A 12097-nucleotide genomic window follows, 5' to 3' on the forward strand; every position below is an offset into this window, starting at 1 on the left:
GGCGCGGTATTGGTGGTCGCCGGAGCCGAGAATGTGCGCGTGCCGCGGCTGCCAAAACCGCCGCCGCTGGCGCGGCGCGCCTCAGCCAAATCCACGGCGGTCAAGGAAACCGCCATCCCGATCGCCAGGATCGCGAACAGGTTCTTGAAACGCCGAAGCTTCGATAACATCGTTTTCTCCTCATAAACCGCTCTATCGCGGTGTTCCCGGTCTATATAGCGACGGATGGTTCCGGATTTTAGATCAGCCATCCGTTTTTCCCGTCGAAGTAGATAACCAAGTTTGAAACGGGAGCCAAGCTCCAAAAATACAGCTCAAGGGTGTAATTTTCATATTGACCTGCGACATCCCGGCGCGGGCCTTCTTGCCCCGAGAGATTGTCCTTGCATCCCGCATTGCGCGGCATGCGGAATGCCATTACCTTTTGGCAAGGCACACAAATGCAAAGGAGGTTGCCTATGACACCGCGGGACGCCTGATCCGGCACTATCAAGACTTCTGCCTTTCAAAGGGCATCGATTTCGAAACCTTTGAATCCGTAAGGCCGCATGACGCCACCACGCTCTTCTGCAGCGCTGGCATGCAGCGGTACAAACTTCTCTTCTCCGATCCTTCCCATGAGGGAACCGTCGCAAACAGCCAGGCATGCCTGCGTCTGGGCGATCTGGACGAAATCGGAGATGGAACCCACTTCCTTCACTTCACCATGCTTGGCCTCTTCTCCTTCCGGGAGATGAGCGTTGGCGGTGCCATCGATTTCTGGCTCGAGTTCTTGGCGACGCTCGGTCTTGTGCCGGATCACGTCACCATTCATCCGGATCGCCTCACCGACTGGACGCCGCTTTACCGCGGACGCCTTCCGATCGTCCCCGATCCGGAATGTACCTGGAGCGATGGCAGCATTACGGGATACAGTACCGAGTTCTACAAGGATGGGGTGGAAATCGGAAATATCGTCAATCCGCTTGGAACCTGCATCGATGTCGGCTTCGGCGCCGATCGTCTCGACATGCTCATCAACGGCACGCCGCCGGAGGATGTGCGCGAAACGCTCGGCAGTGCGATCATGAAGATCATCGAAAGCGGCTACCATCCGGGAAACAGGCAACAGGGTTACGTCCTGCGCAAACTGCTCCGACGCCTGCATCGGATGGGCGGCACGCTCGACCATCCCTTCTTCATCGAGGAGGGCGAGCGCCAGGACCGGCTTCGGGCCAGATATCTCCACCTGCGGGAAAGGCATCCCGGCATGAGCCCAGAGTGGTGGTTCGACACCCATGGCATCGAGCTCTCCGACATGCAGGATATGCCGGACGGATAAATGACGAAGGCCTCCGGCGGTGTTCGCCGGAGGCCTTCGTATTGCTCGGAAAACCCTCACGACCATGACAGTCGTGAACAGCTTTCGTGACCTCAGTCGACGTTGAACGCCAGCGGCTTGGCCTGGCGGACTGCCGGATTGGCGGTCAGTTTCGCCAGCACGTCGGCCGGAACCGGACCATCGACATAAAGGAGAGCGATCGCGTCGCCACCTTCCTTGTCGCGGCCGAGATGGAAGTTGGCGATGTTGACGCCGGCATTGCCGAGCGTCGTGCCGATGAAGCCGATCATGCCGGGAACGTCGGTATTGGCGATGTAGACCATGTTGGCGCCGACATCCGCATCGAGGTTGATGCCCTTGATCTGGATGAAGCGCGGCTTGCCGTCAGAGAAGACGGTGCCGGCAACCGAACGGGTCATCGTGTCGGTGGTGACGGTAAGCTTGATATACCCGTCGAAGACGCCCGACTTGTCGCGCTTGGCTTCGGACAGGATGATGCCTTTTTCCTTGATCATGATCGGCGCCGAAACCATGTTGACGTCGGAGACCTGGCTGCGGATGAGACCGGCGAGCAGCGCGCTCGTCAGCGCCTTGGTATTCATGCCGGCGGTCGAGCCGTCATAGAGGATCTCGATTTCCTTGATCGCATCCTCGGTGACCTGGCCGACGAATGCGCCGAGCACATCGGCAAGCCGGATGAACGGCTTCAGGCGCGGCGCTTCTTCCGCCGTGATCGACGGCATGTTGATCGCGTTCGAAACGGCGCCTTTGATCAGGTAATCCGACATCTGCTCGGCGACCTGCAGCGCGACGTTTTCCTGCGCTTCCGTGGTCGATGCACCGAGATGCGGGGTGCAGACGACGTTTTCGAGGCCGAACAGCGGGCTTTCGGTGGCGGGCTCGACTTCGAACACGTCGAAGCCGGCGCCGGCGACATGGCCGGACTTGATGGCTTCGGCAAGCGCTGCCTCATCGACGAGACCGCCACGGGCGCAGTTGATGATGCGAACGCCCGGTTTGGTCTTGGCAAGCGCCTCCTTGCCGAGAATGCCGCGGGTCTTGTCGGTCATCGGCACGTGCAGGGTGATGAAGTCGGCGTGGGCCAGAAGCTCGTCGAGCTCGACCTTGGTGACGCCCATTTCCTCGGCGCGCTCGGCCGACAGGAAGGGGTCATAGGCAAGAACATGCATGCCGATGCCGATCGCCTTCTTGCAGACAATGCCGCCGATATTGCCGGCGCCGATGACGCCGAGCGTCTTGCCGGTGATCTCGACGCCCATGAAGCGCGACTTTTCCCACTTGCCGGCCTGGGTCGAGGCATCGGCTGCCGGAAGCTGTCGGGCAACGGCGAACATCAGGGCGATGGCGTGCTCGGCCGTGGTGATCGAGTTGCCGAACGGCGTATTCATGACGATGATGCCGCGCCGCGAGGCGGCCGGGATATCGACATTGTCGACGCCGATGCCGGCGCGGCCGATGACCTTGAGATTGGTCGCGGCTGCGATCAGCTTTTCGGTCGCCTTGGTGGCGGAACGGATCGCAAGGCCGTCATAATTGCCGATGATCTCGGCAAGTTTTTCCTTGTCCTTGCCGAGCTTCGGCTGGAAATCGACTTCGACGCCGCGATCGCGAAAGATCTGGACGGCGGTTTCCGACAGTTCGTCGGATACGAGAACGCGAGGTGCCATCAGTGGGCCTCCTGAAAAAGTTTCTGTCGTGAATGAGGAAATGGGCTCCGCTTCATCAGCGGAGCCGGATACGCGACCTGCTTTACGCGGCGGCCTTGGAAAGCGCAGCCTTCTGCGTTTCGAAAGCGTAGGTGAGCCAAGGCATCAGAGCTTTCATGTCAGCTTCTTCGATCGTGGCGCCGGCCCAGATGCGAAGACCGGACGGCGCATCGCGATAGGCACCGATGTCGAGCGCGACGCCTTCCTTTTCGAGGATCGACACCATGCCCTTGGCAAAGGCTTCCTGGGCGTCGGTATCGAGAGCGGCGACATCGGCATCGGCGATCTTGAGGCAGACGGAGGTGTTGGAGCGCGTCGCCGGGTCGACGGCGAGGTTGTCGATCCAGGCATTGGCGGCCACGAAATCGTGGATGACCTTGGCGTTGGCATCGGCGCGGGCGATCAGACCTTCAAGGCTGCCGACCGACTTTGCCCAGTTGAGCGCATCGATGTAGTCCTCGACGCAGAGCATCGACGGCGTGTTGATTGTCTCGCCGACGAAGATGCCTTCGATCAGCTTGCCGCCCGAGGTGAGGCGGAAGATCTTCGGCAGCGGCCAGGCCGGAACGTAGGTCTGCAGGCGCTCGACAGCGCGGGGGGAAAGGATCAGCATGCCATGACCGCCCTCTCCGCCCAGAACCTTCTGCCAGGAGAAGGTGACAACGTCGAGCTTGGCAAAATCCATGTCCTGGGCGAATGCCGCCGAGGTGGCGTCGCAGATGGTCAGGCCCTTGCGGTCTGCCGGGATGAAGTCCGCGTTCGGGACCCGGACGCCGGAGGTTGTGCCGTTCCAGGTGAAGACCACGTCGCGGTCGAAATCGACCGTGGAAAGGTCCGGAAGCAGGCCGTAGCCGGCTTCGATCTTGCGCGCGTCCTTGAGCTTCAGCTGCTTGACGACGTCGGTGACCCAGCCGGCGCCAAAGCTTTCCCAGGATAGCATGTCGACGCCGCGCTCGCCGAGCAGCGACCAGAGCGCCATTTCGACAGCGCCGGTATCGGAGGCCGGCACGATGCCGATGCGGTAATCCGCCGGCACGCCCAAAATTTCACGGGTGAGGTCGATGGCCTGCTTGAGCTTTGCCTTGCCGACCTTGGCACGGTGCGAACGACCGAGCGGAGCATCGGAAAGCACTTCGAGCGACCAACCGGGGCGCTTCGAGCAAGGGCCAGAAGAAAAGTGGGTATTGTTCGGACGCAGGTCCGGTTTTGCGGCGTTTGCCATATGGCTATCCTTCCAGATAGATGGCCTCTCGTTGGGGAGAGGTGTCCCGCCGCTGTGGTTATGCCTGAGCGCCTTCACAGTCAAGCGGGTAATGTCGCCCACGGACAAATTTCTGCCGCAGCTTTGCCGCCGCAAACGCAAAAAGCCGCCCGGAGGCGGCTTTCGCTTGGAGATGGATAAACCTTACTTGTAGACGATCGGCTGCGGCGGGGGCTCGTAAGCCGGCGGCGTGTCGCAGCCGCCGAAGATGTAGCGGGCGCCGACGCGGGCTTCATGCGAATAGAAACCCTTGTCCTTGCCCGGGCCGCCGCCCGTTGAGTAACCGAACATGTCGCCGCCGGCAACCTGACGGAAGCGGTAGCCGACATCGGCCTTGACGTTACAGGTGATGTCGATCGACGCGCCGGCCATCAGCGCGTAGGTGAAGCGCCAGCTCTTTTCGCCGCCATGGCTCACTTCCGCGTCGCAACCGCCGCCAGCGTCGTCGCAGGACGTATTGCGCAGGTTCGACCACTTGACGTAGGTGCCGCCGATACCGGCACCGACATAAGGCGTGAAGTAGCCATAGGTGCCCAGATCGACATAGGCGTTCGCCATCAGCGAGTAGGCATGCAGGGCAGCGAGGTCCGTTGACGTGCAGGCGGGCCCAGAGCCGCAGCTTCCATGCGTAGAACCCCGGAACTTGCTGTTGAACATATAGTCGAGGGTGACGTCGGTGCGCAGGTAGCTGTTGATCTGGTAACCGACACCGCCCCCGAGCGTGAAGGCATCACGCAGATCGGAACGGTCGAATTCCGCCAATGCCACGCCGGGCGTGCCGGTACCCTGGTAGAAGTCGGTGCCGCGCGACTTTTTGAAGGAATAACCGACGTCACCGCGAAGGTACCACCCGGTCGCCTCTTGAACGGTCACTTCGGGCGCATCCTGATAGGGCGCCGGCTGCGGCTGATAAAGATCGGCAGAAGTGGCGGCGCTCGCCGTCAGTGTCAGCGCAAACACGCTGGCCAGCAACTTTCTCATGGGTTCATCTCCAAAGCTCGTATCACGTATGGCATGCAAGGCGGGCAGCCAACGGGTTGATCCGCTAGGGATGATGATCGACAAAGGTTAAGTCTCGCTTAACCATGCTCGTTTACCGCGCGTTTTCCTAAAACCGCCGGCAACTCTACAATTAAACTTATGTTGAAAGAGTTGGACAAGGCGTTCGCGTCGAACGGATCCCTCTTTTGTAGGCTGACCGAGCAAGGCAGGCCAAATCCACGCCAGCCGCCAAACTATTGACTTCGCTTACTTTAGTAGAAGCGGCGTTGGCAAAAGGTAATTTAAGCTTAGATAAACAATTAATTCTTTATAAACTATAGATGCATACTTTTAGCATATTCGGATCTGGGAAATACCGGGGGATCTGCAGGGGCCGAATGAATGGAGGGAGTTTGCCGATGCGTTTCAATCGGGGACATCTTGTTCACGGAACAAGCAACTTCAATCGAAATTGCCGCCATGAAATATCCTGATGCTCTTCCGGAGAAGATCGACCGCATATAGCTGCGACGCGAGGCGCCGCAAAAGAAAGAACTGTCCATGAGCAATGTCAAAACATTCGGCATAGCATTCCGACTGGCTGTCGGGTTCGGCTTTTTGCTTCTCCTGATGATCGGCCTGACTTTCTACTCCACCAGCCAGGTTGCGACGATCGACAACAACCTCGCAACCGTCAATGACGTCAACAGCGTCAAGCAGCGCTTTGCCATCAACTATCGCGGCAGCGTGCACGACCGCGCGATCGCGATCCGCGATGTGACGCTCGTCACGTCCGATGCCGAACGCAAGGAAGCCGAAGCGCTCATCGGCAAGCTCGCGGCCTCCTATGCGGAAAACGAAAAACGCATGGCGGACATGGTCGGCGCCCCCTCCGGTGCAACGGATCGGGAAAAGGCAATATTGGCTGAAATCGCCGACATTCAGTCGAAGACCAATCCGCTGGTCGCCCAGATCATTTCGCTGCAGCAGAAAGGTGATGGTGAGGCGGCGCGCAAGATCCTGCTGGAACAGGCCCGTCCCCTCTTCGTCTCCTGGCTCGGAGCGATCAACAAGTTCATCGACTATCAGGAGGCGCTCAACAAATCGATCGGCGGCGATGTCCGCAACGCTGCGAGCGGCTTTAGAAACCTTGCGCTGGCCGCCCTCGGCATAGCCGCGCTGCTTTCGATCATTGTCGCCTTCCTGACCGCCCGCTCGATCATCGGACCGCTCTCCAAGCTGCAGCAATCGCTGAAGGCCATGGCGGCGGGCAGCCTCGAAGGCGACCGGACGATCGAGGCCCGCGGCGACGAGATCGGCATGCTCGCCCGCGCCGTGGCCGCCCTGAGGGATGCCATCTCCGTCAACGCGGAACGCGCAGCCGATGCCGAGGCGAAACGGACCGTCGGCGAACGTCAGAGGCTGGAACAGGAAGCGACCGAGCGCAACGCGGTCGCCGAACAAACGAGCCAGGCAGTCCGCCAACTCGCCGACGCCCTACAGGCTCTGGCAAACGGCGATCTGACGCGGGAGATCAACACACCGTTCATCCCCTCGCTCGATCAGTTGAGGGCCGACTTCAACGCCGCGGTGGCGAAACTTCGCGAAGCGATGCAGAAGGTCGCCGCAAATGCGAGTGCAATCGCCGCCGGCGCCCAGGAAATCCGCTCGGCCTCCGACGACCTCGCCAAACGCACCGAGCAGCAGGCGGCCTCCGTCGAAGAAACCGCTGCGGCCCTGGAAGAGATCACCACGACTGTTTCCGACTCCAGCCACCGCGCCCAGGAGGCTGGCAACCTCGTGCGCATGACCAAGGAAAATGCCGAACGGTCTGGCCGGGTAGTCCGCGATGCCGTCGACGCGATGGGCAAGATCGATTCGTCTGCCGTCGAGATCGGCAACATCATCGGCGTCATCGACGAGATCGCTTTCCAGACCAATCTGCTTGCACTGAACGCCGGCGTCGAGGCCGCCCGTGCCGGCGAGGCCGGCAAGGGTTTCGCGGTGGTGGCGCAGGAAGTGCGGGAACTCGCCCAGCGTTCCGCCAAGGCGGCAAAAGAGATCAAGGAACTGATCCACACCTCAAACGACCATGTGAAGAACGGCGTGGCGCTGGTGGGAGAAACCGGCAAGGCCCTGGAACAGATCGTCGTTCAGGTCCAGCAGGTCAACGGCAATGTCGAGGCTATCGTGGAAGCCTCGAAGGAACAGTCGACCGGCCTCAAGGAGATCAACACGTCGGTCAACACGATGGATCAGGGAACGCAACAGAATGCGGCCATGGTCGAGGAAACAACCGCAGCGGCGCACAGCCTTGCCCGGGATGCGGAGGGTCTGTTCCAGCTTCTGTCGCAGTTCCATATCGGCGGCGGCACCGTAACGGGAACCTCTTCGCATCGGGGCTCGCCCGCAGTCGCATCCGGCAGCAGCCGCCCGACCACATCGCCTGCCCGCAGGATGGTCGCGAAAGTCGCGCAGTCATTCCAGGGCAATGCCGCCGCTGCAAAGCAGGATTGGGAAGAGTTCTGAGACAGCAAGAACGGCGATCCGGCCATCCGGAACTCGCCGAAAAAAATAAAGGCCACCCGCGAAAACCGCGGGTGGCCTTTTTCATTGAGACTATGTCTGTCAGGCGGCGGTGCGGACGTTGGCGATGGCGCCGACCAACCCGTCGACGATGCGCTCGATCTGCCCCCGGTCGTCGCCTTCCGCCATCACCCGGATCAACGGCTCGGTGCCGGACGGGCGGATGACCAGGCGGCCCTTGGCGGCGAGTTCGGCTTCCGCATCGGCGATCGCCTGGCGGACGATTACGTCCTCCAGCGGCTTGCCACCCTGGAAACGGACGTTTTTCAGAAGCTGCGGCACGGGGTCGAAACGGCGGCAGATTTCGCTGACCGGCCGGCCAAGGCGCTTTGCCCGCGCTAGGACCTGCAGGCCGGCGACGAGGCCGTCACCGGTCGTACCGAAATCGGAGAGTACGATATGGCCGGACTGTTCGCCGCCGACATTGAAATCGTTGTTGCGCATATGCTCGACGACATAACGGTCACCAACCTTGGTGCGTGCCAGATCGAGGCCCTTGCCGTTGAGGAAACGTTCGAGCCCGAGATTGGACATCACCGTCGCGACGATGCCGCCGCCTTTCAGCTTCTGGTCCTCGGCCCAGCTCTCGGCAATGACAGCCATCAGCTGGTCGCCGTCGACGATCTCGCCGCGCTCGTCGACGATGATGACACGGTCGGCATCGCCATCGAGCGCGATGCCGATGTCGGCGCGCACTTCATGCACCTTCTTCTGCAGTGCTTCCGGGCTGGTCGAGCCGCAGTCGAGATTGATATTCGTGCCGTTGGGCTCGTTGCCGATGGTGACAACCTCCGCGCCGAGTTCCCAGAGCGCCAGCGGAGCAACCTTGTAGGCCGCGCCATTGGCGCAGTCGATCGCGACCCGCAGGCCATGCAGGGTAACGTCGCGCGGCAGCGTGCGCTTGACGTGTTCGATATAGCGGTAAATGTCGCCCTCGACGCGCTTTGCCCGGCCAATGTCGCCGGACTTGGCGAGCTGCGAATGCAGGTCGCTGTCGAGCAGATCCTCGATGCGCATCTCCAGTTCGTCGGAGAGCTTGTAGCCGTCCGGACCGAACAGCTTGATGCCGTTGTCCTCATAAGGATTGTGCGAGGCGGAGATCATCACGCCGACATCGGCGCGCAGCGACCGGGTGAGCATGGCAACAGCCGGCGTCGGGATCGGCCCGAGCAGGAAGACGTCGAGGCCGGCAGCGGTGAAACCCGCCACCATGGCGTTTTCCAGCATGTAGCCCGAGAGGCGCGTATCCTTGCCGATCACCACCCGGTGGCGATGATTGCCGTTGCGAAAAATCGTGCCGACGGCGATGCCGACGCGCATCGCAAGATCCGGAGTCATCGGGTGGATGTTGGACTGTCCGCGAATGCCATCGGTGCCAAAATAGCGGCGTGTCATGTAAGCTCCTTCGTCATCGCGCCTGAGCGTCGCGGTCTTAAGCAGGGAATCGAACCCTGCAATATGTTAGACGGCAAAACCGGCCTGAAGCTTGGCTCATGCCATAGTTTAACGGCACAAGCACATAAATTAGCGTCAAAATCGATTATATCCCGTTACTAATAAATAAACCCTTCCAAGCAAAAGCCGCCATGGATCGCTCCACGGCGGCTTTTGATGTTAGTAGCAAAGGCTCAGTGCGGCTGCGGTTCCAGACCGCTTTCCGGTTCGCCGCCCTTGGGCTCGTCCTTCTTTGAGCCGGCGCTCGGCACGGCCGAACCACGGGTCGGAGGCGCATCGTCGCCGAGATCGCGCGATGGCTTCTGGCCCTTGATCAGCGCCTTGATCTCCTCGCCCGACAGCGTCTCGTATTCGAGCAGGCCTTCGGCGATCGCCACGAACTCGTCGTGTTTGGTCGTGAGAATTTCACGCGCCTGGGTATAGGCCTCGTCGATCAGGCGGCGCACTTCGTTGTCGATCTTCTGGGCGGTTGCTTCCGAAACGTTCTTCGACTGCGAGACCGAGTGACCGAGGAAGACTTCCTGCTGGTTCTCGCCATAGGCGACCTGGCCGAGTTCGTCGGAGAAGCCCCACTGGGTGACCATGGCGCGCGCAAGCTTGGTGGCCTGCTCGATATCCGAGGACGCGCCGGAAGTGATGTTCTCCTTGCCGAAGGTGAGCTCTTCCGCGATACGGCCGCCCATCATGATGCAGAGGCGCGACACCATCCACTTGTAGCTCATCGAGTAACGGTCGCCTTCCGGCAGCTGCATGACCATGCCGAGCGCACGGCCGCGCGGGATGATCGTTGCCTTGTGCAGCGGATCGGCGACGGCGACATGCAGCGCGGTGATGGCGTGGCCGGCTTCGTGATAGGCGGTCAGCTTCTTTTCCGCTTCGGTCATGGCCGACGAGCGGCGCTCGGCGCCCATCATGATCTTGTCCTTGGCGTCTTCGAACTCGCTCATGGTGACCATGCGCTTGTTGCGGCGCGCGGCCATCAGGGCTGCTTCGTTGACGAGGTTCATGAGGTCGGCGCCGGAGAAGCCGGGCGTTCCACGGGCAAGAACCTTGAGGTCGACATTCGGTGCCAGCGGCACGTTGCGGGCGTGAACCTTGAGGATGCGCTCGCGGCCGACGATATCCGGGTTCGGCACGACGACCTGGCGGTCGAAACGGCCGGGACGCAGCAGCGCCGGGTCGAGAACGTCCGGACGGTTGGTCGCGGCGATCAGGATGATGCCTTCATTGGCTTCGAAACCGTCCATCTCGACGAGCAGCTGGTTGAGGGTCTGTTCGCGTTCGTCGTTACCGCCGCCAAGACCGGCGCCACGATGACGGCCGACCGCGTCGATTTCGTCGATGAAGATGATGCAGGGTGCGTTCTTCTTGGCCTGCTCGAACATGTCGCGCACGCGGCTTGCGCCAACGCCGACGAACATTTCGACGAAGTCAGAACCGGAGATGGTGAAGAAGGGAACGTTGGCTTCGCCGGCGATGGCACGGGCGAGCAGTGTCTTACCGGTACCCGGAGGGCCGACAAGCAGCACGCCGCGCGGAATACGACCGCCGAGACGCTGGAATTTCTGCGGGTCGCGGAGGAATTCGACGATTTCTTCGAGGTCCTGCTTGGCTTCGTCGACACCGGCAACGTCTTCAAACGTCACGCGGCCATGCGCCTCGGTCAAAAGCTTGGCCTTGGACTTGCCGAAGCCCATCGCGCCGCGCGAACCGCCCTGCATCTGCCGCATGAAGAACAGCCAGACGCCAAGAATGAGCAGCATCGGCAGCAGCGTGCCGAGATAGCTGAGGAAACCGGAGGATCCGTCCGTTTCCGGGCGCGCGACGATGGTGACGTTTTTCGCCTGCAGCCGATCCATCAGCGAATCGTCGATGACGGGCGAGTAGGTCTGAAATCCTGATCCGTTCTCGGTGTAGGTGCCGAGCACCCGATTGCCCGTGACGACGACATCCCGCACCCGCCCCGAATCCACATCCCGCAGGAACTGCGAATATGGGACCTCACGCGAGCTGGTCTGCGACGGCGCCGTCTGGAACATGCTGAACAATGCGACCAGCAGGAGGGCTATGATAACCCAGAGGGCGATATTACGAAAGTTTGGGTTCATTGAACTCCCCGGACTGCGACGGCCTGCTTCTTGAAGCGGCCGCCTTGCTTGCCGCATAACATAGGGTTGCGGCAAGTCCTTGCCAAGGCGAACAGGAGCCGCCGTCTACCTTTTCCGCGAGGAATCCTTAACTGGCAGCCGGGGAAAACCGTCGCATCCGAGCAAAACCGCAAACTCGATACCGAGATTAAGCTCGAACTGCGGCAAAAAGCGGTCGAAAGGCGCAAGCAGAGGTTGGACGATACTTCGTTCGGCCACGTCTTTGTTCTGCTGATCCTCCGTCAAAAGGAGGGCATTTGTTTCGATGAAGGGCATCGCCGCCACGGCGCGCATGGCGATCGCGGGCGGCACGCCGGGAAACAGCGCCAATGCTTCGTCGCGATCCGGCGCGGTTGCGCCGACGACGATCTCGTCCGGGCCGGCATTCGTGATGCGGTAGCGACCGTCCCAGATTGCCGTATCGCCGGGGGCAACGTGCAGCGGCAGTATGCCGCGGTTTTCACGGACGATATAAAGCCCGTCGCGGCGCTGGTCGAAGATCACCCGGCCGGCGGTGATCCGGCCAGGCTGGCCACCGTCGAGAAAGGCCATGATCCGGTCCATGCTGTCGCTGCCGAGTGCGTGCGCCCTCCCCCCGAGCACCGCGGCGAGCAATGAC

Annotated in this window: 7 protein-coding genes and 1 pseudogene; 2 read left to right on the forward strand and 6 right to left on the reverse strand. The window is 61.2% G+C overall.

Annotated elements, in window-relative coordinates; translation table 11 throughout:
• Positions 1-424 precede the first annotated feature (424 nt).
• Positions 425-1321, forward strand: coding sequence for an alanine--tRNA ligase-related protein (locus MOV61_RS23705; RefSeq protein ID WP_247138334.1), 897 nt, complete (start codon positions 425-427; stop codon positions 1319-1321).
• Positions 1322-1413: 92 nt separating this feature from the next.
• Here MOV61_RS23705 and serA read toward each other — a convergent pair whose 3' ends face one another.
• The 3 genes from serA to MOV61_RS23720 all read right to left on the reverse strand — a co-directional run bounded on the left by serA (position 1414) and on the right by MOV61_RS23720 (position 5290).
• On the reverse strand, positions 1414-3009 hold the full coding sequence (gene serA / locus MOV61_RS23710; RefSeq protein WP_247032217.1) for a phosphoglycerate dehydrogenase: 1596 nt from the start codon (positions 3007-3009) through the stop codon (positions 1414-1416).
• Between the two features lie 82 nt (positions 3010-3091).
• Complete coding sequence (locus tag MOV61_RS23715; RefSeq protein ID WP_247138335.1) at positions 3092-4270, reverse strand: phosphoserine transaminase; 1179 nt, start codon at positions 4268-4270, stop codon at positions 3092-3094.
• Between the two features lie 183 nt (positions 4271-4453).
• The gene (locus MOV61_RS23720; protein ID WP_247138336.1) at positions 4454-5290 is read right to left on the reverse strand and encodes an outer membrane protein; all 837 of its coding nucleotides are present in this window, start codon (positions 5288-5290) and stop codon (positions 4454-4456) included.
• A gap of 561 nt (positions 5291-5851) precedes the next feature.
• On the opposite strand from MOV61_RS23720, the gene MOV61_RS23725 reads away from it, so the two are divergent.
• Positions 5852-7819: a methyl-accepting chemotaxis protein gene (locus MOV61_RS23725; RefSeq protein WP_247138337.1), complete on the forward strand. Its 1968-nt coding sequence runs from the start codon at positions 5852-5854 to the stop codon at positions 7817-7819.
• A 99-nt stretch (positions 7820-7918) separates the two neighbouring features.
• Here the strand turns inward: MOV61_RS23725 and glmM are convergent, their stop codons facing one another.
• From glmM to MOV61_RS23740, 3 genes and pseudogenes are all read right to left on the reverse strand, one after another.
• Positions 7919-9271 (reverse strand): phosphoglucosamine mutase, encoded by a 1353-nt coding sequence (glmM, locus tag MOV61_RS23730; protein ID WP_247138338.1) that lies wholly within the window; start codon positions 9269-9271, stop codon positions 7919-7921.
• A gap of 233 nt (positions 9272-9504) precedes the next feature.
• Positions 9505-11439: an ATP-dependent zinc metalloprotease FtsH gene (ftsH, locus tag MOV61_RS23735; protein ID WP_038544850.1), complete on the reverse strand. Its 1935-nt coding sequence runs from the start codon at positions 11437-11439 to the stop codon at positions 9505-9507.
• Positions 11440-11544: 105 nt separating this feature from the next.
• Positions 11545-12097 (reverse strand): annotated as a pseudogene (locus MOV61_RS23740) (tRNA lysidine(34) synthetase TilS); the annotation flags it as partial.

Origin of the sequence: Neorhizobium sp. BETTINA12A (assembly GCF_023006485.1) — a bacterium.
Classification (GTDB): domain Bacteria; phylum Pseudomonadota; class Alphaproteobacteria; order Rhizobiales; family Rhizobiaceae; genus Neorhizobium.

Coding starts and splice junctions, on each gene's coding strand:
- MOV61_RS23725 (WP_247138337.1), top strand. CDS start 5,852: ATGAGCAATGTCAAAACATTCGGCATAGCATTCCGACTGGCTGTCGGG.
- MOV61_RS23715 (WP_247138335.1), bottom strand. CDS start 4,270: ATGGCAAACGCCGCAAAACCGGACCTGCGTCCGAACAATACCCACTTT.
- glmM (WP_247138338.1), bottom strand. CDS start 9,271: ATGACACGCCGCTATTTTGGCACCGATGGCATTCGCGGACAGTCCAAC.
- MOV61_RS23720 (WP_247138336.1), bottom strand. CDS start 5,290: ATGAGAAAGTTGCTGGCCAGCGTGTTTGCGCTGACACTGACGGCGAGC.
- serA (WP_247032217.1), bottom strand. CDS start 3,009: ATGGCACCTCGCGTTCTCGTATCCGACGAACTGTCGGAAACCGCCGTC.
- ftsH (WP_038544850.1), bottom strand. CDS start 11,439: ATGAACCCAAACTTTCGTAATATCGCCCTCTGGGTTATCATAGCCCTC.